Source organism: Paraburkholderia aromaticivorans (genome assembly GCF_012689525.1).
In the GTDB taxonomy this organism is placed as follows: Bacteria; Pseudomonadota; Gammaproteobacteria; order Burkholderiales; family Burkholderiaceae; genus Paraburkholderia; species Paraburkholderia aromaticivorans_A.
Genome location: NZ_CP051515.1, coordinates 1,545,763 through 1,569,692 on the forward strand (window position 1 = coordinate 1,545,763; position 23,930 = coordinate 1,569,692).

A 23,930-nucleotide genomic window follows, 5' to 3' on the forward strand; every position below is an offset into this window, starting at 1 on the left:
GCTGCGCAAACGGGCGATTGGCAGAAAGCCAGCCAGAGGTTTAACCCAGCGAAGCCGCGAGCCGCGCGAAGGTGGGCTCGTCGGTGCGGTCGAAAGCGAGCGGCGTGACGGACACGCGCCCCGACGCCACCACGGCCGTTTCGCTATCGGGATCGTTCGCGCGCGCGCCACGTTGAAAGCGCAACCAGTGATACGCCATGCCGCGCGGATCGACTTGCGGCAACACGTCGATATCTTCGACGAGTCCAACGCCCTGGCGAGTCGGCGTAAGCGGACCGGCAAGCGCCGCGTCGACATCGGGAAAGTTGATGTTCAGGCAGGTGGGCGCTGCCTGCTCGATTGCGAGCAACTGGCGGATCACGCCGGGCGCGAGCGCACGCGCGGTGTCCCAGCGCACGTTGTCGCGATTGCTGAAAGTCTGGCTCAGCGCGAACGACGGCAAGCCGAGCAACAGGCCCGTCATGGCGGCGCCGACGGTGCCTGAAAACATCGTTTCAACACCGAGATTGCCGCCGCGATTGATGCCGGAAAGAATCAGCGTGGGCGGCGTGTCGCGCATCAGGTGGCGCACGCCCATCACGACGCAATCGCCGGGTGTGCCGGCCACGCCGAAACGCCGCTCGCCCTGGCGGCTCACGCGCAACGGCGAATGCAGGCTGATCGAATGCGACGTGCCACTCTGATCGTGCTCGGGCGCGACCACCCAGACTTCGTGCGCGATCTCGGCGGCCACGGCTTCGAGTACGGCGAGGCCGGGCGCGTCGATACCGTCGTCGTTCGTCAACAGTACCCGCGGCACTTTGGGTTCATAGGCAGACATCGCGGCAAACTCCTCTTGATGGGTGGGGAAGGGATGCCTCATTATCCAGCCATCGGCCAGTTCGTGCCTCGATGCAATCCGCGCAGCGCCTTTTCCCACCGGAGACAATTTGCTTTACGCGGTTTTTTGGCAACTTTTAAAATAAGAAAAGAATAATTGCGATTCGAGCAATAATTGCTGAATTAATTTATATTGCTGACGCGTGATTACTTATTCTATCGAGCGGAAACTATATGCAATGGTAAATTGAGATTTACGATCTGTACGGGTGAAAGCGGTGTGCTATTCTTCGTTCGCCTGGCTCTCCGGGAGCGTTGTCAAATCAGGCACTTGGGGTGTACTCGCGAGAGGAGTACGCCCCATTTCATTTCCACGACTTCTACAACGCGCAATTCCATATAAAGTGAAATGATCGGAAAGTTAAAACTCGTCGACGTCGTATAGGCGCAACGCTGTAATTAACTGAAAAACAGTCTTTCGCTTTGTGGGCTATTCTCCGCCGCTCGATAGCATTCGCTATTCGAGTTAGGAGAGAAATCAATGAACAAATTCGTCCTGTCGAGCCTCTCGCTCGCTCTTATCGGCACCGCGAGTGCCGCTCACGCACAAAGCTCGGTCACGCTGTACGGCCTGATCGACACCGGGCTGACCTACACCAGCAACGCGGGTGGCAGCAGCAACTTCCAGCAAGCCAGCGGCATGCTGAACGGCAACCGTTGGGGCCTGCGCGGTTCGGAAGATCTGGGTGGCGGCCTGAAGGCGATCTTCGTCCTCGAAAACGGCTTCAACCTCTCGACCGGCAAGCTGGGTCAGAACAGCCGCGAGTTCGGCCGCCAGGCATTCGTCGGCCTGTCGAGCGACCAGTACGGCGCGGTCACGCTCGGCCGCCAGTACGACAGCGTGGTCGACTATCTCGGCCCGCTCGCGCTGAACGGTACGCAATACGGCGGCACGCTCGCCTCGCATCCGTACGACAACGACAACCTGAACAACTCGGTGCGTATCAACAATGCCGTGAAGTTTCAGAGCGTCAATTACGGTGGCTTCAAGGTCGGCGCACTGTATGGCTTCTCGAACGCGGCGGGCAGCTTCGCGGACAGCCGCGCGTATAGCGTCGGCGCATCGTATGTGTTCGGCGGCCTGAAGGTCGCGGCAGGCTACCTGCAACTGAACGGCGGCGGTTCGAGCACCAACACGAGCGGCGCGGTAGCAAGCGGCGACTCCACCTTCAACGCGGCGCGTCAACGCACCTATGGCGCGGGCGTCAACTACGCGTTCGGCGCGGCCAATGTCGGGCTCGTGTTCACGCAAACGCAGTTGAACGGCGCGACGGCGATCGGCTCCAACGCATCGGGCACGACGAGCGGCCTGACGCTGAATAGCGGCAGCGCACGTTTCACAAACTATGAAGTGAACGGCCGTTACGCGTTCACGCCGGCATGGACGGTGTCGGGCGCTTATACATTCACGGACGCGCGTCTCGACGGTGCCAGCCCGAAGTATCACCAGATCACGTTGCAGACGGACTATGCGTTGTCCAAACGCACCGACGTCTATGCTGAAGCGGCTTATCAGCATGTCGGCAGCACGGGCAATTCGGGTATCACGGCTGATATCGTCGGCGTGAGCGCTTCGTCGACCGACTCGCAGGTGGTCGGCACGGTGGGTATCCGTCACCGCTTCTAAGCGGACGGTTTGAGCAGAACGCAGTAGAAAGGCCCGCAATTTGCGGGCTTTTCTGTTTGCTGATGGCGCAGCAATTCGAGCGCGGTCGGCTCGATTGCATCGGCGGTCTGTGGGCGCAGCATGATGAAGCCGACCAACAGCAGCATGCCGATCACCGGCCCGGGCACCGGCAAATGGAACACGTACGACACACCTTCGCCGAGGCACTGAAAAGTGAGCAGGGCGGTGAGCGCTTGAAGCATGGCAGTCTCCAGAACGCGAAACAGAAAATGCGCCATTGTGTACCATGCAGATTGCCTCGTGCTGGCTCGCTGCCTGAGCCAGGCGTGGGCTTTGCTGTTTGAGGCAGATGCGCACGTCAACCAACACACCGTCCCGGACGAGTTGCCATGCAGACACAAGCGTTTAAGATTGCAATCGACGATCACGATATCGACGATCTTCGCCGGCGAATTCGCGCGACCCGTTGGGCACCGGCGACGCCGTCGCCGGCCTGGCAACAGGGCGCCGATGCCACATGGCTGCGTCAACTGGCTGAGTATTGGGCCGAGCGTTTCGACTGGCGCGCGGCCGAGCGCGGCTTGAATCAGCAGCCGCAATTTCTCGCCGATGTACAAGGGCAACGCGTGCATTTCGTCCATCGGCGCGGCGCAGGACCGGCTCCGTATCCGCTCGTGATCACCCATGGCTGGCCCGGCTCGTTCTTCGAGTTTCATGCGTTGCTCGACCGCTTATGCGACCCGGCCGCGTCCGGCGGCGATCCTGCCGATGCCTTCGATGTCGTCGTGCCTTCGCTGCCTGGCTTTGCGTTTTCGCAGGCGCCCGCGCAATCCGGCATGTCCGCGTTTCAGGTGGCGGATTTGTGGGCCTCGCTGATGCAAGGCCTCGGTTATCAGCGCTTCGGCGCGCAAGGCGGCGATCTCGGCGCGGGCGTATCGATCGCGCTCGCCGCGCGGCATCCGCAAGCCGTCGACGGCATTCATCTCAACTTCCTGCCGAGCTCGTATGAGCCGGCCATCGGCGCGGCGCAAAAACCGCTTACGCCGGCAGAAGAAAATTTCCTGCGGGAGAAAAACGAGTGGGCCGCGCTCGAAGGCGGTTATGCGCACATGCACACCACCAAACCGCAGACGCTCGCTGCGTCGCTCAACGATTCGCCAGTGGGACTGGCTGCATGGATCGGCGAGAAGTTTCGCGCGTGGAGCGATTGCGAAGGCGACGTGGAGCGTGTGTTTTCTAAAGACGAGCTGCTGACCAACATCTCGCTCTACTGGTACACGCAGTGTATCGGCCCGGCGATCCAGATGTACTGGGAAAACCGCTTGCAGCCGATGCGTTTCGCAGAAGGACAACGCGTCGCGCCGCCGGTCGGCTTTGCGCACTTTCCGAAGGAGATCAATCACCCGCCGCGCAGTTGGCTCGAAAGAACGTTCGACGTCGTGCAGTGGAGCGACATGCCGGGCGGCGGACATTTCGCGGCAATGGAAAAGCCCGATTTGCTCGCCGCGGAAATTCGCCAGTTCTTCCGGCCGCTGCGGCAGCCGCGGAGCTAGTCAAAACGCGGCCGCGCTGCCGCCGCCAGGCAGCGTTGGAACCAATGCACCAGGCCGAGCTGCACACCGCGCGCATCCGCGCCGGGATAGGCCAGTGCGAGACCCGCATTGGCGACGCCGGCCAAGGCGATCGAACTCGCGCTGCAGCGCCATCGCGGCCGCCCCGGCGACGCCGCGCGCGAACTCAGCATCTCGCGCACCACGCTTTATCGTCTGCTCACTTCACACGGCATGCAATACGGAGATGAACCGGACGCGGCGGAATAGCGCTTTTGTCTGTCGCAAAGTTGCGAGCGCGTGGGCATGCAAATGACGTGTCTGCCAATCGTAAGCACATCGACGGAATCGCAACGAGTAAGTTATTCGCGACGCTCCATATCGCATCCGCAATTATTGCGCGATGCCGATGATCCGCATGAGCCTGCGACAGCGCCACGTCATGTCTCTCTGCGTTTTGGCGGAAAGGCAATGCAAGGACGTGAAACGATAGACCAACCCTGATGACTGCGCCCCGGTTCATCCGACTCCATCGCCGCAGATCAGCGTGCCCGGCTCGAATGTGACGCCACGATGGCACGATTCGCGATTTCAAATGTCGCGCACCTTGCGGGTGCTTTCGCGCCCCAGGCAAGAACATGTGGATCAACCTCCGACAGTAACGGCATCGCTAAAAGGCGATCCGTCGCTCACGCGCGCTGAGGAGCAACGTGAATCTTTTTCCGTGCACTCTCGTTTATGTCGATGCCGATGCGAAGCCGGGTCCCAACTCGACGAATCGCGATCCGCTCTCGTACGTGAGCCAGGCGATCTGCCTGAATAACAGCTTGCGGCGCGTGGGCATGCCGACCTTGACCATCATGACCAACGCGCCGGAGCTGGTCGCGCGCCGGCTCGAAGGCATGCCGACGGAGAAACGCCCGGCCGTCACGCCACTGACCGCGACGATCGAGTTGCCGAAGAACACGCCGTTCTACGCCGCGCATTTCAAGCTCGACCTGATGGACCAGGTAGCGGAGAGCTTGCCCGCCGACACGATGATGTTGTTGCTCGACGCCGACATGGTGGCGCTGCTGCCGCTCGACCCCGATCTGATCGAACGATGCGCGCAAGCCGGCCTCGGCGTATTCGATATTTCGGATCAGGTGTTTCCGGCCTACGGCAGCGAGCGCGTAGTCGCGGATCTGCAAATCGTCGCTGATCAGCGGTTGATGAATCCGCGCTGGTACGGCGGCGAATTTCTACTCGCGACACCCGCTGCGTTGCGCCGGCTGGTGCCGCGTGCGCGAGCCAGTTACGCACGCTATCTCAGCGAAAGCGAGCGTCTGAGGCATCACGGCGACGAAGCGTTCATCTCGGCCGCGCTCAATGCGCTCAGCGACGAAGGGCAAGTGCTGATCGAAGTCGGTGCGTATCAGGCTGTAGGGCGTCATTGGCCCGGCAACAACTATCGGGATTTGCGCTGGTTCCGCTGCTGTTCGTTCGTCCATTTGCCCGGCGGCAAGGCACTCCTCGAAAAAGAAGCGCGTTTCGACGATTTCGTGCCGGACCGTTTCTGGCGCAACATGCGCGTGGCGCATTTGCGTGGCCGCGTGCGTCACGCGGTCAAGCGGATCGTGAGGATGCTGAACGTGGAGCGGCTCGCGGCGCGCATGCGCTGCGCGGCGTGAAGAGCTAGCCGCGTCAGTCGCCTATGCATGGCAGCGAGCGCCCGCAAAGCGCGTTCGCCCGTCACATTTTCACATCGATACGTCCATAGACGCCGTTCGCTTCTTCATTCGGCCCGGCGGCGAAAAACAGCGTGTTGACCGGCTGATTGCTGAGCCCATTGCCGAACGCGATACCCCAAAGGCCGTGCTGCACGAACGACGTGTTATCGGGCGAGTTGATGGCGCCGAGAGACTGGCCGCTCGCCGGATCGAAGGCGTTGATCGTGCCGTCACCGAAATTGCCGATCAGCACGTCGCCACTGAAGCGTCCAAAATTGGCCGGCGCCTGCGTGACGCCCCACGGCGCGTTCAGCACGCCCCCTGAGGCGAAACGCTGCAACAGGTTGCCCGCCGTATCGTAGACATCCACGAAACCGAGGCCGGCGCCGTCGACGTTGTCGTGGGCCGCCGCGTCCTGTTTCGCGTAGGTCACGAAAAGCTTCGCGCCGATTGCCTGAATGCCGAACGGCGCAAAGCCTGCCGGGAGCGACGCGTCCTGAAACTTGCCGGGCGTCGACACCTTCGCGAAGCTCTTGTCGAAGACGTCGATTCTGTTGTTGTGAAAGTCGGCGGCGTAGAGGAAGTTGGCGCCACCGTTGCTGGCCAGTGCGAGGCCCTTGTAGACTGCGGCGGCGCTGCCGCTGTCGAATACGACGAAGGCGGTGGTGGGCCCGACCGCCGGCGCCCACGCGGTAATCGTGCCGCCTTCGCCGTCAAAGATAAATGCGCCCACGCCGGATTTGCCGCCTTGAGTCACGACGAAGTCCGTCGTGCCGTTGAACACGATACCGGTCGGATTCGCCGGTCCGTTGATTCCGTTCGGAATGCTGACGACGAGCGATTGTGGCGTGCCGTTGCCGTCATAGAGCGTTGCCAGCGAGGTGGCGTTGTCGGCCACCCAGACGAAACCCTTTGGATTGAACGCAACGCCCCACGCGTTTTTCAGATTCGGGTCCGTATGCGACGCCGCGACGGCGCCGTCCGATACGAGTGCCGTCGACGTAAACGATTGGCTATTGACCGAATTGGAGCCGCCACACGAAGCGACAAGACTCACCAATGCCGCGCCGCCCACGACGACGCCCAATGCCTTAAGCACAGATTTCATGGCCGCACCTCTCTGTCATGACCGATGGTCATTGCGCCTATTGAACGCACGGCGTTGCGGCTTTATTCCTTTGGCAGAGAAGTTTTTTTGATCGATGTTGAGCGGCCAGTTGGGCGGCGCGTCATATCGTGCCGAACAGCGCCCGCGGACGATCCTTGAGCGTGCTGGTCAGGAGCCGCAGCGCGCTCACGAGCTGATCGCGGCTGGTCGCGCAGGCGAGGTTGATCCGTACTCCATGCTCGATCTCCGACCGGTCCACGGCAAACGCCGACGACGGCATCACCACGACGCCGCGCGCCTTCGCATTGGCCGCGAAGTCGTCGGCGCGCCACGGCGGCGGCAACTTCAGCCAGACGAACATGCACGCCGGATCGGTCTGCAGCAACTCCTGCGGCAACAGTTCGCGCGCGAGATCCTGGCGCGCGCGAATCTCGGCGAGTTGCGCGTCCATGATATGGCGCGCGGTGCCGTCTTCGATCCAGATCGACGCGATCAGCATCGACATCGGCGCGGGCATCCATGCCGTCGTGCGCACGGCTTCCGCGCATAGCGCGGCGCTGTCGGGCGGACTCAGCAGATAGCCGAGCCGCAGACCGGGGGCGAGGATCTTCGACGTAGCCGCGAGGTGGAAGGTGAGTTCCGGGCACAGGCTCGCGATCGTCGGCAGCCGTTGCGAGACGAGCGGGCCATATACATCGTCCTCGATGATCGCCACGCTGTGGCGTCGGGCAATATCGACGAGCGCCATGCGTCGTTCGAGACTCATGGTCGTGACGGTCGGGTTCTGCAGGTTCGGCACGGTGAAAATCGCCTTCACCGGCATGCGCCGGCAGGCGCGTTCCACTTCGTCGGTCAGCAGCCCGTCGCGATCGCTAGGAATACCGACGATCTCGAACTGGAACACCGGCGCGAGCGCTTTGAGGCCGTAGTAGGTGAGCTGATCGGCGAGGATCACGCCGTCGGTGCCGATCAGACTGTTCAGCACCGCGTACAAGCCATGCTGCGCGCCGCTCGTGACGACCACGTGATCGGCCGACGGGGCAAAGCCGGGCGCGGCCATCCAGCGCGCGCCGGCCACGCGCGCCCACGCGGGCCCCTGCGGCGGCTGGTACTCCTGCAATTGCGGATAGCGCGGATCGCGCGGCAAGTCGGCCAGCGTGCGAGCGAGGCATTTCAGGAACTCGCCCGTGGCCGGACGGTTGACGGTCAGATCGATCGCCGCGTTGCTCGTGGCCTGCGCCGGTTCCACGCTCGGCATCGCGCCACCGGTCACGAGCGAGCCGCGCCGTTTGCTGCCGATCACGAGTCCGCGCAATTGCAATTCCTTGTACGCGCGCGAAACCGTGGACACGTTGATGCCCAGTTCGGTGGCCAGTTGCCGCTGCGGCGGCAGGCGGCTGCCCGGCGGATAAATGCCGCTGCGAATCTCGTTTTCGATCGAACTGGACACCTCGATATAGGTGGACCGTTTCGCCTGCTCCGGCGCGCCATGGGCGGGGCGGGCGGCGTCTTTGTCAGAAGCCATAAGATCAGGTGTCTCCATACAAAACCGGCTTTGTCCGCAATTGTGCGGAGGTTTGCCGATTCTATACCAGACATGCCTGACTGCAAGCCTTCAGCGCTTGCTCAGGCGGCCACGACGCGCTGGCAAGGAGTGCACCAGCGGCGATCCAGGGAAAATGCTAGGGCCACACAATGTGCGTTTTAATTGCACACAAAAAAATATTGTGTGATTCTAGAGCCATGGTTTGTCTGGTGGCGCGAAGCAGGAGACGTCGCCGGGCGGTGTTCAGCAATCTGTCAGCAGGAGTTGTCCGATGAGCTTTCCCCAGTCCTCCGCACCCGACACCGCGCGGAAACCCGGCGCCGGCTCGTTCACCGGAGACGCGCGCATGGGCTTCGGCGAAGGGCGCAAGTGATGCCGGAGATTGCCATCATCGGTGCGGGATTCATCGGCCTCGCGAGCGCTGCGGCGCTGATGCGCGACGGTCATCGGGTCACGCTGTTCGATCCGGCCGGTGTGGGGCAGGGCGCGTCGTTCGGCAATGCCGGCACCTTCGCGCACTATGCGTGCATTCCGGTCAACAACCCGTCCGTGTTCCGCGATTTGCCGCGTTTCCTGCTGTCGAATCAAAGCCCGTTCAGATTGCGTTGGGGGTATCTGCCGCATCTCGCGCCGTGGCTCGCGCGCTTCATGATGAGTTCGCTGCCGCGCCGCTATGAAACAAGCGCCGGTGCGCTCGCCGCGCTACTGGATTGCGCGAAGGACGGCTACGCGCCGCTGCTCGCCAATGCGGAGTTGGCGCGTTTTGTCCGGCCGCGCGAGTGTCTCTATCTGTATTCGAACGCGGCTTCGTTCGATGCCGCGCGTCCCGCGCTCGAGCTGCGGCAAAAGCTGGGCGTCGCTTTCGAGGTGCTCGACGGCGCCGCAATTCGCGCCCTTGAACCGGCGCTGGCGCCGATCTTCGAGCGCGGCGTGTTGTTCAGCAATAGCTGGCACTTTTCCAATCCGCAAGGCTTTCTGCAGACGCTTTATGAGCAACTCGCCGCGCAGGGTCTGAAGCTCGAGCGCTCGACCGTCGACGCGGTGCAACCCGGCACGGACAGCGCGAGCCTGACGGTCGGCGGCGTGACGCGGCGTTTCGATCACGTGGTAGTGGCGACCGGCGCACGCTCGGCGCAGTTCGCCAGCCAGTGCGGCGACCCGGTTCCGCTCGACACGGAGCGCGGCTATCACGTGCGCTTTCCCGGCGCGCAGCACCTGGTGTCGCGGCCGGTCGGCTGGGCCGAGCGCGGCTTCTACATGACGCCGATGAGCGACGGCTTGCGCGTGGCGGGCACGGTCGAACTCGCCGGCTTCGGTGATACGCGCAACCGCTCGCTGCTCGATCTGCTGACGTTTTCGTCGAAGCGGGCGTTGCCCGCACTCGATACGCCGGATAGCAACTGGCTCGGCTTTCGCCCCACGTTGCCCGACGGCGTGCCGGTGCTCGCACGCTCACGCGCGAGCACGCGCGTAATTTACGCATTCGGTCATCAGCATCTGGGTTTGACGCTGGCGGGCGTGAGCGGGCGCATCGTCGCCGATCTGATCGCACAGCGTGCGCCGCCGCTCGATCTTGCGCCCTACGCGGCCACGCGCTTTTGATTGCAACAGAGGGTTCGTTCGCAGATTTTTTTAAGGTTTTACCACCAGCATCGCAGAGCGGTTTCGACGCGTCGCGCATCGGATCGGCCAACCTGCACACACACGCGCGACGTCACATCTCGCAAGGAGCGCATCATGAATCGCCGCTATTGGCTGTTGAGTGCCACTGTCTGTGCACTCGCCACGTATATGCCGTTTTCGTGGGCCGCCGACCCCCAGATCGTCAAGATCGGTTTCGTTGGACCGTTGACGGGGCCGGTTGCCCGGGTCGGCAAGGACTTGCAGTACGGCGCGCAGTTGGCGCTCGATGAAGAGAACGCGAAGAACCCGGTGATCGGCGGCAAGCCGGTCAAGTTCGTGCTCGACGTGCAGGATGATCAGGCCGACCCGCGCGTGGCGATTCAGGTCGCGCAGAAACTGGTCGACGACGGCGTGGTGGGCGTGATTGGCCACTACAACTCGGGCTGCAGCATTCCTGCGTCGACGGTCTATCACCAGGCGAATGTGGCGATGATCACGCCTGGATCGACCAATCCGCAATTGACGAAGCAAGGCTTCAAGAACGTGTTTCGCACGATGGGCCACGACGGTATCGGCGGCGTCGTGGCGGGGCATTTCGTGGTGGAGCAGATCAAGGCGAAGCGCATTGCGATCATCGACGACCGCACCGCGTTCGGGCAAGGGCTGGCGGATGCGTTCGAAAAGGGCGTCAAGGAAGCGAACGGCAACATTGTCGATCGGGAATTCACCAACGACAAAGCGATCGATTTTCGCGCCATTCTGACCACGCTGAAGAGCAAGAACGTCGACCTGATTTTCTTCGGCGGTCTGGATGAGCAAGGCGCGATGCTGGTCAAGCAGATGCGATCGCTGGGCATGAACACGCAACTGTTTGGCGCCGGCGCGCTGAAGAGCAATGCATTCCTGCAGATTGCCGGCACGGCGGGCAACGGGACGCAGGATCTCGAACCGGGCCCGGCGCTCGACAAGCTGCCGGCCGCGCAGGCGTTCGGCAAGCGCTACAAGGCGCGTTTCAATCAGGATGTCGAACTGTACGCGCCGTTTTCCTATGACGCGGCGCTCGCCATGCTGAAAGCGATCCACGCCGCCGACTCGCTCGATCGCGCGAAGATCGTCGACAGTCTCGCCAAGGTCACGGTCACGGGCGTCACCGGCAATATCACCTTCGATCCTTACGGTGATCTGATCAAGCCGCCGTACACATTGTTCCAGGTTGAGCAGGGCCAATGGAAAAGCGTCAAGACGGTAGGCGGCAGCGGCGCATGATCGGTCTTTTCGAAAGCAGACCGTATTGAGCTGCCGCTTCGCTGAGGTCTGTGAGAAAACCGTGGTGCCGGCAGTGATGGTTTTGTCGAGGCACAATAGAAACAGGCAACCGTTCGTCGTCATCGCGTCGCGCGGTTGCTTCATTTCTGAAAGCTTTCGACGCGAGGCCGACAGCATGCCCGCATCCATCACGCTGGTTCTGTTCGACATGGAAGGTGTTCTGTCCCACTACGACCGCGCCGCGCGAGTCGAGCATCTGGCGGCGACCGCGGGTTGCACACCGGACACCGTGCGTCACGCAATCTGGGGTTCGGGCCTCGAAGCGCGCGCGGACGGTGGCCAGATCAGCGATGACGAGTATCTGCGCGAGTTAGGCATGCTGCTGAACTACCCGATCAGCCGCGACGATTGGCTGGCCGCCCGTCACGCGTCGATTACGCCGAACCACGAGGCGCTCGCGCTTGCCGCCCAGGTCGCCGAGCGGCACCGCATCGCGGTGCTGACGAATAATTGCCGCCTGTTGACCGATCACATCGCTTATCTGAATCCGCCTGTCGCACGGCTGTTCGGGCCGCAGGTTTACTCGTCGGCGGCGTTCGGTGCAGCGAAGCCGGCGGCGCAAACCTATCTGCGTTGTGTGGAGCAACTCGGCGTGCCCGCGGCCCAAACGCTTTTCGTCGACGACACGGCAGCCAACGTGAACGGCGCGGTCGGTGCGGGACTGCAAGGGCACACGTTCGTCAGCGTCGGCGCATTGTCGGACGAATTGCAGCGTCGCGGTTTGATATAGCGGCCATGGCGGTTTTCAAACTCGCTAATCGCTGAAGTCCGGATTCTGCTGCACCAGTTCGTGCACCCACTCGCTGAACACCCGCACGGACATGCTCAAACGACGGTGCGGATAAAGAATCGAGAGCGGCAACGGCGCGCAATGGCAGTCGCGCAGAATCTCACGCAGCGCGCCGGATTCGAGTGCCTTCGCCACCATGAAACGCGGCGTCTGAATCAGGCCCAAGCCTTCCACTGCCGACGCAACATAGACCAGGCCTTCGTTGACCGCGAGTTTGCCCTCGATCGGTCTTTTGATGAGGACGCCGTCCGCTTCGAACTCCATCGGATAGACGCGCCCTGTGCGCGCGGAAAAATAATTCACCGCGCGGTGCCGGTCGAGATCGTCGGGCGTGGCGGGCTCGCCCATCTGCTCAAGATAGGCAGGCGCGGCGCAGATCGTCATGCGCACGCTGCCGAGCGAGCGCGCCACCAGGTTCGAATCGTCGAGCACGCCGATTCGGATCACGCAATCCACGCCTTCCTGCACGAGATCCACGTTGCGGTCAGCCAGGCCCAGCTTCACCGTGATGTCGGGATAGCGCGCGTTGAAATCGCGCATCACGGGAATCAGCACGTGAGCCGCGAACGTGGCGGACGTGTCGACGCGGACCGTGCCGCGCGGACTTTGACGTTTGCTCGATAGCGCCGACTCGGCGTCGGAGACCTCGGCGAGAATGCGTGCGCAGTATTCGTAGTAAAGCGCGCCGTCGTCGGTCACCTGCACGCGGCGCGTCGTGCGATTGAGCAGGCGCACGCCGAGATGACTCTCCAGATTCTGCACGACCGTCGACACGGAGGCGCGCGGCATTTCCAGCGAATCGGCCGCTTTCGAGAAACTGGAGGCGTCCACGACGCGCTTGAACACTGCCATGCCTTGAAGAAGGTCCATACGGTGCTGTCCTCTCGAAGCTGAGCGAATCCGTACTCGCGAATCGTTGGAATGATAGCCGTGACGCGTTCATGACGGACAGTGCGAAGCGGCCTACGGGTTCACGGAGTCGGCCGCAAAAAACCTTGACTCCCGGAGTTCAAGGCCTATAGTTCACCATATGGCAAAGTCTCCAGTCAGTCAACTCGATCGCACGTTTTCCGCCCTCGTGGACCCCACGCGGCGGGCCATCCTCGCGCGTCTCGAGCGCGAGCCCGGTCTGTCCGTCACGGAAATCGCGCGTCCGTTGCCGCTCAAACTGCCCGCCGTCATGAAGCACCTCGACGTGCTGAGCGACGCAGGTCTGGTGGCGCGCACGAAAAATGGCCGAACCGTTTCGGTCGAACTGGTCGCCGGTCCGATGGAAGAAGCGATGGCGTGGTTGCGACGCTACGAACGCTTCTGGTCCGCGAGTCTCGACCGGCTCGCCGATTTTGTTGAGGGGAACGACGAATGAACGAAAAGCCCAGCCTGACCATCATTCGGCGCATCAAGGCGCCGCCTGCAAGAGTCTATGCAGCATGGACGCGGCCCGAACTGATGGCGCGTTGGTGGGGACCGGACGCCGGGCCAGTGCTGAGCGCCGAAGCCGATCCGCGCGTGGGCGGCCGCTTTCGCGTGGTGTTTCAGACGCTGGATGGCGAAACGCACGACTGCCGCGGCGAGTACCAGGAAGTCGAAGCGGACCGCAAGCTCGTCTTCACGTGGGAGTGGGTCACGCTGCCCGAGCGCCGGTCGCTCGTGACGATCCGGTTTCGTCCGGTCGAAGAGGGCACCGAACTGTATTTCACTCACGCGCAGTTCTTCGATGAGGCCGCGCGCGATGGTCATCAGACTGGCTGGAACGGTGCATTCGAAAAGCTGGACGCACTGATTGCCGAGCTGGAAAACGAAGCCGGATGAAGCACATTCCACCGAAGTCAACGCCTACTGAGGTCGACCATGAAGCTTTACTATGCTGAAACGCTGTCTCCCAGGAAAACCTGCGCATTGGCCCAATATTTAGGGTTACCAATCGACTACGCCTTTGTCGATCTGAGCAAGGGCGAGCATACCCGGCCGGACTATCTGGCGATCAATCCGAACGGCAAGGTGCCTTGTCTCGTCGACGGCGAGACGATCATCTGGGAGGCCGACGCGATCATGTGCCATCTTGCGCAGCGCGCGGAATCGCCGCTCTGGCCGCGGGGCGCGCAGCAGCAGATCGACATCGTGCGCTGGTTCAGCTGGAATAGCCAGCATCTGCTCCGGCATGCCGGCGCGCTTTACTTCGAGTATCTGATCAAGCCGTGGGTCGGACTCGGCGAGCCCGACGCCTCGAAGGTCGCCGAAGCGCAAGGGTTTTTCCGCAAGCATGCCGCCGTGCTCAACCAGCATCTGAAGGGACGCAAGTGGCTGCTGGGTGATGACCTGTCGGTCGCGGATTTCTCGGTCGGCATCTCGCTGCCGTACGCTAAAAGCGCGGCGATGCCGGTTGAAGAGTTTCCGGAAGTGGTGCGCTGGCACGATCAGCTGAACGCGATCGACGCATGGCGCGATCCGTTTCCCGCGCGGCAGGAGCGCGCCACGGCGAACGCCTGAGGAGGAGTCATGTGCTGCGCGATCGTTGCACTCACGATGACCTTGCTGGCCAGCTGGCGCAGCGTGTCGGGCTCGCTCGCCGGCCGCATCGGGCGGCTGCGCCGGATTGCGATCGCGGTCATCGCGATTGGTGCCGCGGCGGGGTCCGCCATGGCGGCGGATCAGTTTGCGGTGGCGGGTGGTGGACAGCAGTCGTCGTTGATCGGGCTGCTGGGCAGCATGCCGAATTGCGGGCACTTTATCCGCTAGTGCGCGTTTGATCGTCGAAGCAGGGCGGCTTGCGTGGCTTCAACGTGCTGTGTCGATTTGCCGTATCGTACAGAGTCACTGTACTGCGCGCGAATCGAGGGCACGTCATGGCACTTTCGTCGAAAAACGCTGTAGGGGTTTTGGGCAGACGTCGTTTTCTGCGCACGGCTCGCAGTACCGCGATCGGCTTGTCGGCATCGCTCGCTTTGCCGCGACTGGTGACGGGCCAAACGCAAACGCCATCGCCATCGCCCCAGTCGCAAACCGGATCCGCCACCACGCCGCTGCCACGCATGGCGCAACGCGTGATTCCCGCCACGGGCGAACGCTTGCCTGTAGTCGGCTGCGGCACCTGGCGCACCTTCGATGTCGGCAACGATCCCGCTGGCCGAGCGCAACTCGCCGACGTGCTGCGCATTCTGTTCGAAGCCGGTGGTTCGGTGATCGATTCATCGCCGATGTACGGCTCGTCGGAAGCCGTCGCCGGTGCGCTGCTCACGCAACTGAATGCGCACAACCAAGCCTTCGTCGCCACCAAGGTCTGGACCGAGGGACGCGAGGCGGGCATCGCGCAGATGGAAGAATCGCTGCGCCGCTTTCAGCAGCCGCGCATCGATCTGATGCAGGTTCACAACCTGCTCGACTGGCGCACGCAACTCGCCACGCTGCGCGACTGGAAAGCACGCGGCCGGATTCGTTACATCGGCATCACGCACTACACGTCGAGTGCCTTCGACGAAGTCGCGGCCGTCATGCGCAGCGAGAAGCCCGACTTCGTGCAGATCAACTACGCTGCGGACGACCGCGCCGCCGAAGCGCGCATCTTGCCGCTCGCGGCGGAGTTGGGCATCGGCGTCGTGATCAATCAGCCCTTCGGCGGCGGCGGGCTGCTGGCACGCGTCGGCAAAACGCCGCTGCCTGCGTGGGCAGCGGAAATCGGCTGCACGAGTTGGGCGCGGATTCTTCTGAAGTTCGTGCTCGCGCAGCCAGCGGTGACGGTCGTGATTCCCGGCACGGGGCGTCCGCAATACATGGCCGACAACGTTCAGGCCGGTTCGGGCCCGTTGCCCGACAAGGCGATATGCGCACGAATCGTGGCAGCGGTGAATGGCTAACCGATCGTTTGCGTATTATTCGCGCTAATTCCTTTGTGAACTTTAAGTGCTGAGGTGCCAACACGTCCTTATATTCTCGCTAGCCATTCGGTGCTAATGCGGGAGACCTTTTTCGCTGAAAAAAAAATGAGAAAACCAGCTTAAGCACTCAACGCACTTGTAGTTCTGCGGCCCGCATCGAGTTGCATCGATGCGGGCCGCTGTTTTCATGCCGCTTCATATGCCGCAACAGGTCACGCCGCAGCACCGGGTCGCGAGGACACCGTGTCATACCAACGCCTGAGCGAGTTCAGCTCAGCCGGCACTTGCAAGTCGATTGCTTTCGCGGCGAAGTCGATCGTCACCAGCGCGCTAATGTCGGCGACCGAGAAACGCTCGCCCGCCACGAACGCGGACTGTTTCAGGCGATCGTCGAGGTCCGCCAGAAAATGGGCGGCCCGTTGCCGGCTGCGTTCGGCGAGCGCCGCAATCTGCTCGTAGTCGTGCGGGCCGGCAATCGCGCGGCCCTTTAAACCGGGCGCGGTGTTGCGGATCGCTTCCATCACCGAGGCAAACCCCTCCTGTTCCGCGCGCCGTTCCCACATCGTGATCAGCGCTTTATCTTTCGGTGTGGTGCCGAAAAGCGGTGTGTCGGGATAGACGTCTTCAATGTAGCGCTGGATGGCGGGCACCTCGCCGATCGACGTGCCGTCTTCGAGCACCAGCGTCGGCACGACGCGCCGGGGATTGATCGCGCGATAGGCGTCACCGTGCTGTTCGCCTTTGCCGAGGTCGACCGCCGCGAGCGTCACCGTCACGCCTTTTTCAGCGAGAAAGATGCGTACGCGCCGCGAGTTCGGCGATGCAGTGGAATGGTAAAGCGTCAATGTTTCGGTAGTCATGTTCATAGTCCTTTGAATGATGCTTCGAGGCGCGCGCTTTGCCGCGCGCCGCTGCGATCGGGCGACATTCAGCCGGCGGTCTTGCCGCCGTCGACGGTCACGATCTGCCCCGTGACGAACGACGCCGCCTCCGATGCCAGGAACACGATGGCGCGCGCCACGTCGTCCGGCTTGCCGATGCGGCCGAGCGGCACCTTCGCGGCGAGCGCGGCCTTGTTCTCCGGCGTGCCGGTGAAGCGGTCGAGCATGCCGGTGTCGGTCGGCCCCGGCGCGACGGCGTTGACCCGCACGCCGGTGGACGCCACTTCGAGCGCCGCCGACTTGGTCATGCCTTCCACCGCATGCTTGCTGCCGGCGTACACGGAAGCGAAGGCCGCGCCTTCATGACCGTAAGTCGACGAAACGTTCACCACGCTGCCGCTCTTTTGCGCCGACATCACGCGGAGTTCGTGCTTCATGCTGAGCAGCGTGCCGAGCACGTTGGTGTCGAACGTTGCGGCGTAGCTCTCGACGGTTTGACTGGTGATCGCGCCGGGCTGGCCTTCGGTGCCGGCGTTGTTCACGGCGGCGTCGATGCGGCCGAAGCGCGTGACCGTCTGGTCGACAAGGCTCGCGACTTCCTCGTCGCGGCGCACGTCGGCCTGGATGAAGTGGGCATCCGCGCCGAGTTCGCGCAGTTCTTTTTCAAGCGCCTTGCCTTCGGCTTCGCGACGGCCGGAGACGACGAGACGGGCGCCGGTTTCGGCGAAAGCGAGGGCAGTGGCGCGGCCGATGCCGGTGAGTGCACCGGTGATCAGAATAACGGGCTGGCTCATTTCAAACTCCTGAAGGGTATGTATTTGCGGTATGGGGGCGAAGCAGTTGCGGCTGTTTGAGCGGGTTGCGATCTGCTTTAAATCGTTGCCTTGAGTGCAATTTAGTGACTTCCCAGCCGGAGTAAAAAGACTTTATAAGCTGGCGGGCATGCCTGTCAGGTATGGGGCGTGTTGGGCAACGCAAGCGTTCGGCACGGGCCGGGCGTTCGGTCGTTGCGACGTGAGGCTCTTTGCCAATCCGCCAACGCCGCAACACGATTCATCCGCCGGTTGATCGAAGCTGGAATAAAACCGACCCCGGCTCAGTCATGCCTGACGAACGACTCGCGAGGGCCGCCGGATGATCCACGGCTCGACTGCGACTCTTAATCGTGAGGTCAACATGTCGTCACATCAATCATTCGACGCGTCGCGGCGCGGCGCGCTGAAGTGTCTTGCATTCGGTGGCTTGGGCACAGTGTTCGTTCTCGCCGGCGGCATTCTCACGCCGGTGGAACTGGCACTCGCCGCCGACCAGAACTCGTCCGCCGCAAAAGGCGGTGTGCCACTTTTCCTGCAGATCAGCGACTCGCATATCGGCTTCAACAAGGAAGCCAATCCCGACGTGGCGGGCACGCTGAAACAGACCATCGAGTACGTCAACGCGATGCCGGTCAAGCCCGCGCTGACCATCCATACCGGCGATATCACGCATCTGTCCAAGGCATCGGAGTTCGATCTGGCCGCCCAGTTGATGTCCGGTTTGAATATCACGGAGTTGCATACCGTGCCCGGCGAGCACGACGTGACGGACGGCCCCGGCACCGAATACTTCAGCCGCTTCGGCAAGGCCTCGGACAACAAGGGCTATTACAGCTTCGACCATCAGGGCGTGCATTTCGTCGGCCTCGTCAACGTGATGCATTTCAAGCCGAACGGACTGGGCGGCCTCGGCGACGAACAGATCGAGTGGCTCGAAAACGATTTGAAAGGGCGCTCGTCCAGCACGCCGATCGTCGTGTTCGCGCACATGCCGATGTGGACGATCTACGAGCCGTGGGGCTGGGGCACCGGCGATGCGGGCCAGGCGATGAGCTATCTGAAACGCTTCGGCTCGGTAACCGTGCTGAACGGCCACATCCATCAGATCGTGTCGAAAGTGGAGGGCAACATCACTTTCCACACGGCGCGCTCGACGGCCTATCCGCAGCCGACCGCCGGCAACGGCCCCGGCCCCGGACCATTGACGGTGGCCAGCGACCAGCTCCCGAAAATGCTCGGTGTGACGAGCATCAAGATTGCGCGGCATCCGCTCAAGGCCACGCTCGACGACACGACGCTGGTTTAATCGTCAGTTCTTTTCTATCGCAGGAGATCAGTTATGCAAACTAAAAACATTCGCCGCGTTTTGCTCGCAATGGCCGCAAGTTCGGCGTTGTTCGCGGCATCGTCCGGGTTGTCCGTGGCGCGGGCGGAGACGCCGAACGCGGTCGTCATCAAGAACTTCATGTTCTCGCCGATGGAGATGACGGTCAAAGCCGGTTCGACCGTGACCTGGAAAAATCTCGACGGCGAGCCGCACACCGTCGTGAACGACTCGGGCATGTTTCGCTCCGCCGCGCTCGACCAGAACGACACGTACCAGTTCAAGTTCGACAAACCGGGCGTGTACAAGGTGTTTTGCGGCATCCATCCGAATATGAAGGAGACCATTACCGTGCAGTGAGCGTGAGCGTCGCAGGAGACCCATCTACCGACTGCGGCGAGGGCGCTCACGCATTGCATGCAGATCGGCTGCGTGCCTTGTCTGAAGCGCCTTGAGCGCACGCAGCAGCGATTCGATGTCGAGAGATTTGCGGTAGTCCACGTCGACGTGGACCAGGGCGGCGCTGCCGTCGCGATCGAGCAGAAACGTGGCCGGAATGGGAACCAGCCAGCGGCTTGCCTCATTGGCCGCCGGCCGCGTGTAACCCAGCCGTTCATACGTGGCGCGCAGGCGCAGCGGCAGTTCGAACGCCACGCCATAAGCGCGTGCAACCTGCAGGTCCACGTCGAGCAGATCACGCAAATGGCCGGGGGCGCGATGCACCGCGGTCGCGCACGGCGGCGCGATGGCGACGGCGCTCGCGCCGAGTGCGAGCACATCCTCGTAGCCTGCCGCGAAATCGGCCAGGCTCGACTCGGCAAACGTGCACCAGCCGCCTCTGAAAAAATGCAGCACGACCGGTCCGGCGCTCAGCAGTTCGTCGAGACTCACGCGTCGGCCGGCGCTATCGGGTAACGTGAAAAGCGGTGCGCGCGAGCCTGCCCGCAAGGCGTTCGACGCCGCCGCGGCCGCAGCGCTGACTGCCAGTTCGGCGTCGATATCCGACTGCCGCGATGCGACACTGTCAACGGTTTGTGCGTCTGCCATGTTTCCCTCCGTGCTCTTGCGACCCATTTATTCATTCCACTGTCCGTGCGAAAGGTGCAAAATCGGCTGCACTTATTCCACGGGAGACGCGTGATGGACCGGTTGGCGGCAATCGAAATTTTCATACGCGTGGTCGACACCGGCTCGTTTTCGGCCGCCGCGCGCCATTTCGATGTCGGCCAGCCGGCGGTGTCGAAAGCAATCGCGCAACTCGAGGAGTGGCTCGGCGTCAAGCTCCTGCTTCGCACCACGCGCACCCTCACGCCGACCGAAGCCGGCACCAGCTTCTACCAGCGCGCGAAACGCGCGGTGGAGGAAACCGACGAAGCCGTCATTGCCGCGCGCGGCTCGGCGGCCGGTCTCTCGGGCAAACTGCGGGTGTCGGCGGCGGTGTGTTTCGCGCGGCTGCATATCGTGCCGCGTCTGCCGGCGTTTCTCGACGACCATCCGAACCTCGAACTCGAACTGGTCCTCGACGACCGGAATATCGACCTCGTCGAGGAAGGTATCGACGTCGCCTTGCGCATGGGCGTGCTCGCCGATTCCAATATGACCGCGCGCCGCATTGCCGAGGCACGCCGCCGCGTGATCGCCACGCCGGCGTACTTCAGCCGCCACGGCATTCCCGCAGCGCCGGCCGATCTGCTCGCGCACAAGTGCCTGATCTACACGCGCGACGGCGGCGGCGAAGACTGGAAGTTCCGCAAGGAAACCGCGGAAGTCTCGGTGCGCATGCAAGGGCGGCTCAGGATCACCGCGACCGAAGGCCTGCGCGCGGCCGTCTTCGCCGACATGGGTGTTGCCGTCGCCTCCGAATGGGCCTTTACGCCGGAACTGAAGTCGGGCGCGGTGGTGTCGGTCATGGACGACTGGATGCTGCCCACCATCAGTCTGTCGGCCGTCTATCCGACCGGACGCCTCGCGAGCACCAAGGCCAGGCAGTTCACCGCGTTCGTGGAAAACTGCCTGGCCGACGAAGCCGCTCCCGCTTCACGCGTGGCGAACCCGGCGCTCGAATCCGCGCGGCCAGTCTAGAGCGTCACGACGATCTTGCCGAATTGGCCGTTCTCTTCCAGATAGCGGTGCGCCGCCACCATGTCGTCGAATTTGAAGGTGCGGTCGATCACCGGCTTGAGCGCGCCGCTCGCGAAGCCTTTGAGCACGTAGTCCACCGCGGCCTTCTGCCGTACGGGGTCGCCGCTCGTCAGCCAGATGTTGTGGGCCTTCACGGTCAGCACCTTGGCGATCATGTCGAGCAACGGCAAGGCCGTGACCTCATCGCTCAGCGCGCCGTAGATGTAGGCGACGCCCTGAAACGACAGCGCCGCGAGCAGCTTTGCGAAGCTCGGGCCGCCGACCGGATCGAACGCCACGCGCGCGCCTTTGCCGTCCGTGATGCGCATGACTTCCGCGACCAGACCGGTTTCGCCGGTAGCGATCACGTGCGCGGCGCCGGCTTCAAGCAGTCGCTCGCGTTTCGCCGAAGTGCGCGTGAGCGCAATGGACGTCGCGCCCGCGTAGTTGGCGATCTGAATCGCCGCGAGGCCGACACTGCTCGACGCGGCGGGCACGATGACGAAGTCGCCTTTGCCTACCTTCGCATCTTCGATCAGCGCGCCGTAGGCGGTCACGAACATCATCCAGACCGATGCCGCCTCGGCGGACGAAAGCGACTCGGGATGCTTCACGACGGCAGTGTCCGGCACGACGATGACTTCGCCATAGGTGAAGTACTGGTTCATCGAGAAGGACGGGATCACGTTGACCTTGTCGCCGGGCGCGATACCCGTGACGTCGGCGCCGACCGCATCGACGACGCCCGCGGCTTCGTAGCCGAGTCCCGCGGGAAATTTGACAGGCTCGATATAGGCGTCGCTGCGCCACATCGACTCGGCGCGATTCAGGCCGATGGCCTCGACCTTGATGCGCACTTCGTGCGGACCCGGCGTGGCCACCGGCGTCTCGATGAATTCGAGCACTTCAGGGCCACCGGCTTTTGCAAACATGATGGTGCGTGACATTAACAGTCTCCGGGTTGGGTGAGCGCCCCCGCCACCAACGAGGCAAGCGAGGCGAGGGCGAGCGCGCTCAGGCAGTTTCAGCGGTTTGTTTAGCGGTTTCTACAGTAGGCGAATAAACCGGAAAATCCGAGTAGTGCTTTTCGTCGCCGCCCCAGAACGCCGCGCGGACATACGGCGTGAGCGGCAGCTTGTGCTGGAGCCGGTACGGCAAGTCCGGATTCGACGAGAAGTGGCGGCCAAAGGCGACCAGGTCCGCGTCGCCGGACGCGACGATGGCTTCGGCGCTGTCGCCGTCGAATCCGCCGGCGGCGATGATCGGGCCGGAGAAGTGCGGGCGCAGATATGTCACGGCGACCGGCGCATGGCCTTCGTGCAGCGTTTCGTCACCCTTGATGCGCGGTTCGATCACATGCAGGTAGGCAATGCCGTAGCCGTCGAGCACGCGGGCGACGTGGCTGAAGGTGGCTTCCGGATCGCTATCGGAGATGCCGCCCCATTCGCCGGACGGCGAGATGCGCACGCCGACCCGGTCCGCGCCCCAGACGGAGATCAGCGCCTCGACGGTTTCGCGCAGGAAACGCACGCGGTTTTCGATCGGGCCGCCGTAGGCGTCGGTGCGGTGGTTGGTGCCGTCCTGGATGAACTGGTCGACGAGGTAGCCGTTCGCGCCGTGCAATTCCACACCGTCGAAGCCCGCATCGAGCGCCCGCTGCGCGGCCACACGAAACTCTTCGACGATGCCGGGGATTTCCTCGATGCCGACCGCCCGATGCGGCGAGGCCGGTACGAAGCCGTCTTTCGTCAGCGCCACGCCGTCGAACGGGACGACTGAGGGCGCGAGCGGCGCGACACCGCCGGTCATCTCGACGTGGCTTTGACGGCCGCCATGAATCAACTGCATGAAGACCCGGCCGCCTTTGGCGTGAACCGCATTGGCAACCGCTTTCCAGCCTTCCACCTGGCCGTCGTGATAGAAGCTCGCGGCGCCCAGATACGAGCGGGCGGGAATCGAAATGCTGACGCCTTCGACGATCTCGAGGCCGCCTTGCGAGGCGCGCTGGCCGTAGAAGTCGGCCATCATCGGGCTGGGAATGTCGCCGGGCTGAATGGTGCGCAGGCGGGTCATTGGTGCGAGCACGACGCCATGCGTGAGGGTGTAAGCGCCGACCTTTTTCGTGGTGAACAGGTGAGCCATGATCTTTCCTTTACCGGGTAGTGAGTTCGGAGACGTTCAGCGAGTTGCCGATTCGTTGATGGAGAATTTATCCATTCCGATATGCCCCGGGAAGGCACGCGACGGCATATGAATCATTCCAGAGCGGGATCAATGGTCGCGCGCGGCGTCCGTCGAAAGACGAGCGTGTTGCGGATCAGGCGTGAGTGTGAAAACAGAACGAGCGACTACGCAGGCGCTCCGCAGAAAGAATCCGTCTCGGCTGCAAAGCCGGCCGTCAGGAACGCCACTTGCGTTTAAAACGCATGCCTCGAAGCGTCGATGTCCCCTCACTGTGCTCGGGCGTGGTTGTTACGTGAATGACAGCCACCGGCAGCTCCCTGCCGCGCGCGCCTGTACGACTTGTCCAGACGCCCTGCCAAGCGTTCCCGCACATAGCGCGTAGCTACTCGCGGCGTGGAACGTTTTACTTGTTCCTTCCGCGCAAAACTGCCTCGCAAAGACTGCGTTTAAAGCGCAGCATTGCCGTGTTGATGTTGTCGTGCGATGGGCAGGTTACATTCTTCGAGCGGCTTTGCACGGACCTGCAAAATCGTGTGAATAAAGTCGGCCTACAGGCCAGACGTAGGATTCCG

Annotated in this window: 24 protein-coding genes and 1 pseudogene; 15 read left to right on the forward strand and 10 right to left on the reverse strand. The window is 62.8% G+C overall.

What is annotated here, in order from left to right:
- Nucleotides 1-40: 40 nt before the first annotated feature.
- Nucleotides 41-820 (reverse strand): 5'/3'-nucleotidase SurE, encoded by a 780-nt coding sequence (gene surE, locus HF916_RS18825; RefSeq protein ID WP_168790368.1) that lies wholly within the window; start codon nucleotides 818-820, stop codon nucleotides 41-43.
- Between the two features lie 540 nt (nucleotides 821-1,360).
- Between surE and HF916_RS18830 the strand changes: the two genes are divergently transcribed.
- Complete coding sequence (locus HF916_RS18830) at nucleotides 1,361-2,506, forward strand: porin (protein ID WP_168790369.1); 1,146 nt, start codon at nucleotides 1,361-1,363, stop codon at nucleotides 2,504-2,506.
- A gap of 62 nt (nucleotides 2,507-2,568) precedes the next feature.
- On the opposite strand, the pseudogene HF916_RS18835 reads toward HF916_RS18830, so the two are convergent.
- Nucleotides 2,569-2,748, reverse strand: a pseudogene (locus HF916_RS18835) (CidA/LrgA family protein); the annotation flags it as partial.
- Nucleotides 2,749-2,895: 147 nt separating this feature from the next.
- Between HF916_RS18835 and HF916_RS18840 the strand changes: the two are divergent.
- From HF916_RS18840 to HF916_RS18850, 3 genes are all read left to right on the forward strand, one after another.
- Nucleotides 2,896-4,059 (forward strand): epoxide hydrolase family protein, encoded by a 1,164-nt coding sequence (locus HF916_RS18840; protein ID WP_168790370.1) that lies wholly within the window; start codon nucleotides 2,896-2,898, stop codon nucleotides 4,057-4,059.
- A gap of 108 nt (nucleotides 4,060-4,167) precedes the next feature.
- Nucleotides 4,168-4,326 carry a helix-turn-helix domain-containing protein gene (locus HF916_RS18845; protein WP_431311429.1) on the forward strand — a complete coding sequence of 53 codons (159 nt, stop codon included), beginning with the start codon at nucleotides 4,168-4,170 and terminating at the stop codon, nucleotides 4,324-4,326.
- A gap of 440 nt (nucleotides 4,327-4,766) precedes the next feature.
- The gene (locus HF916_RS18850) at nucleotides 4,767-5,726 is read left to right on the forward strand and encodes a hypothetical protein (protein WP_168790371.1); all 960 of its coding nucleotides are present in this window, start codon (nucleotides 4,767-4,769) and stop codon (nucleotides 5,724-5,726) included.
- A gap of 61 nt (nucleotides 5,727-5,787) precedes the next feature.
- Here HF916_RS18850 and HF916_RS18855 read toward each other — a convergent pair whose 3' ends face one another.
- Both HF916_RS18855 and HF916_RS18860 read right to left on the reverse strand, forming a co-directional pair.
- Nucleotides 5,788-6,873 (reverse strand): TIGR03118 family protein, encoded by a 1,086-nt coding sequence (locus HF916_RS18855; protein ID WP_168790372.1) that lies wholly within the window; start codon nucleotides 6,871-6,873, stop codon nucleotides 5,788-5,790.
- Between the two features lie 121 nt (nucleotides 6,874-6,994).
- Complete coding sequence (locus HF916_RS18860) at nucleotides 6,995-8,398, reverse strand: PLP-dependent aminotransferase family protein (RefSeq protein ID WP_168790373.1); 1,404 nt, start codon at nucleotides 8,396-8,398, stop codon at nucleotides 6,995-6,997.
- A gap of 393 nt (nucleotides 8,399-8,791) precedes the next feature.
- On the opposite strand from HF916_RS18860, the gene HF916_RS18865 reads away from it, so the two are divergent.
- The 3 genes from HF916_RS18865 to HF916_RS18875 all read left to right on the forward strand — a co-directional run bounded on the left by HF916_RS18865 (nucleotide 8,792) and on the right by HF916_RS18875 (nucleotide 12,098).
- Complete coding sequence (locus tag HF916_RS18865; protein ID WP_168790374.1) at nucleotides 8,792-10,021, forward strand: NAD(P)/FAD-dependent oxidoreductase; 1,230 nt, start codon at nucleotides 8,792-8,794, stop codon at nucleotides 10,019-10,021.
- A gap of 135 nt (nucleotides 10,022-10,156) precedes the next feature.
- Nucleotides 10,157-11,308, forward strand: coding sequence for a branched-chain amino acid ABC transporter substrate-binding protein (locus HF916_RS18870; RefSeq protein WP_168790375.1), 1,152 nt, complete (start codon nucleotides 10,157-10,159; stop codon nucleotides 11,306-11,308).
- Nucleotides 11,309-11,483: 175 nt separating this feature from the next.
- Nucleotides 11,484-12,098 (forward strand): HAD family hydrolase, encoded by a 615-nt coding sequence (locus HF916_RS18875; RefSeq protein WP_168790376.1) that lies wholly within the window; start codon nucleotides 11,484-11,486, stop codon nucleotides 12,096-12,098.
- 24 nt (nucleotides 12,099-12,122) lie between these two features.
- On the opposite strand, the gene HF916_RS18880 is transcribed toward HF916_RS18875, so the two are convergent.
- The gene (locus HF916_RS18880) at nucleotides 12,123-13,028 is read right to left on the reverse strand and encodes a LysR family transcriptional regulator (protein ID WP_168790377.1); all 906 of its coding nucleotides are present in this window, start codon (nucleotides 13,026-13,028) and stop codon (nucleotides 12,123-12,125) included.
- Between the two features lie 160 nt (nucleotides 13,029-13,188).
- Here HF916_RS18880 and HF916_RS18885 point away from each other — a divergent pair, with 160 nt between their 5' ends.
- The 5 genes from HF916_RS18885 (at nucleotide 13,189) to HF916_RS18905 (ending at nucleotide 16,012) form a co-directional block, all read left to right on the forward strand.
- A complete protein-coding gene (locus tag HF916_RS18885) occupies nucleotides 13,189-13,524 on the forward strand; it encodes an ArsR/SmtB family transcription factor (RefSeq protein ID WP_168790378.1) in 336 nt (111 codons plus the stop codon).
- A complete protein-coding gene (locus HF916_RS18890) occupies nucleotides 13,521-13,970 on the forward strand; it encodes an SRPBCC family protein (protein WP_168790379.1) in 450 nt (149 codons plus the stop codon). The genes HF916_RS18885 and HF916_RS18890 overlap by 4 nt, the downstream gene beginning before the upstream one ends.
- 39 nt (nucleotides 13,971-14,009) lie before the next feature.
- The gene (locus tag HF916_RS18895; RefSeq protein ID WP_168790380.1) at nucleotides 14,010-14,648 is read left to right on the forward strand and encodes a glutathione S-transferase family protein; all 639 of its coding nucleotides are present in this window, start codon (nucleotides 14,010-14,012) and stop codon (nucleotides 14,646-14,648) included.
- Between the two features lie 9 nt (nucleotides 14,649-14,657).
- A complete protein-coding gene (locus HF916_RS18900; protein ID WP_168790381.1) occupies nucleotides 14,658-14,897 on the forward strand; it encodes a hypothetical protein in 240 nt (79 codons plus the stop codon).
- A gap of 107 nt (nucleotides 14,898-15,004) precedes the next feature.
- On the forward strand, nucleotides 15,005-16,012 hold the full coding sequence (locus tag HF916_RS18905) for an aldo/keto reductase (protein ID WP_168790382.1): 1,008 nt from the start codon (nucleotides 15,005-15,007) through the stop codon (nucleotides 16,010-16,012).
- A 233-nt stretch (nucleotides 16,013-16,245) separates the two neighbouring features.
- Here HF916_RS18905 and HF916_RS18910 read toward each other — a convergent pair whose 3' ends face one another.
- Both HF916_RS18910 and HF916_RS18915 read right to left on the reverse strand, forming a co-directional pair.
- Nucleotides 16,246-16,893, reverse strand: a complete 648-nt coding sequence (locus HF916_RS18910; protein WP_168790383.1) for a glutathione S-transferase family protein — start codon at nucleotides 16,891-16,893, stop codon at nucleotides 16,246-16,248.
- Between the two features lie 68 nt (nucleotides 16,894-16,961).
- Entirely contained in the window at nucleotides 16,962-17,708 is a 747-nt protein-coding gene (locus HF916_RS18915) for an SDR family NAD(P)-dependent oxidoreductase (protein WP_168790384.1), read from the reverse strand.
- Between the two features lie 382 nt (nucleotides 17,709-18,090).
- Between HF916_RS18915 and HF916_RS18920 the strand changes: the two genes are divergently transcribed.
- On the forward strand, nucleotides 18,091-19,035 hold the full coding sequence (locus HF916_RS18920) for a metallophosphoesterase family protein (protein ID WP_168790385.1): 945 nt from the start codon (nucleotides 18,091-18,093) through the stop codon (nucleotides 19,033-19,035).
- 33 nt (nucleotides 19,036-19,068) lie between these two features.
- Nucleotides 19,069-19,413: a cupredoxin domain-containing protein gene (locus HF916_RS18925; protein WP_168790386.1), complete on the forward strand. Its 345-nt coding sequence runs from the start codon at nucleotides 19,069-19,071 to the stop codon at nucleotides 19,411-19,413.
- Between the two features lie 24 nt (nucleotides 19,414-19,437).
- Here HF916_RS18925 and HF916_RS18930 read toward each other — a convergent pair whose 3' ends face one another.
- Entirely contained in the window at nucleotides 19,438-20,100 is a 663-nt protein-coding gene (locus tag HF916_RS18930) for a peroxiredoxin-like family protein (protein ID WP_168790387.1), read from the reverse strand.
- 93 nt (nucleotides 20,101-20,193) lie between these two features.
- On the opposite strand from HF916_RS18930, the gene HF916_RS18935 reads away from it, so the two are divergent.
- Nucleotides 20,194-21,135 (forward strand): LysR family transcriptional regulator, encoded by a 942-nt coding sequence (locus tag HF916_RS18935; protein WP_168790388.1) that lies wholly within the window; start codon nucleotides 20,194-20,196, stop codon nucleotides 21,133-21,135.
- Here HF916_RS18935 and HF916_RS18940 read toward each other — a convergent pair.
- Complete coding sequence (locus HF916_RS18940; RefSeq protein ID WP_168790389.1) at nucleotides 21,132-22,121, reverse strand: zinc-dependent alcohol dehydrogenase family protein; 990 nt, start codon at nucleotides 22,119-22,121, stop codon at nucleotides 21,132-21,134. The genes HF916_RS18935 and HF916_RS18940 overlap by 4 nt on opposite strands.
- A 67-nt stretch (nucleotides 22,122-22,188) precedes the next feature.
- A complete protein-coding gene (locus HF916_RS18945) occupies nucleotides 22,189-23,316 on the reverse strand; it encodes an alkene reductase (RefSeq protein ID WP_168790390.1) in 1,128 nt (375 codons plus the stop codon).
- Between the last annotated feature and the right edge of the window lie 614 nt (nucleotides 23,317-23,930).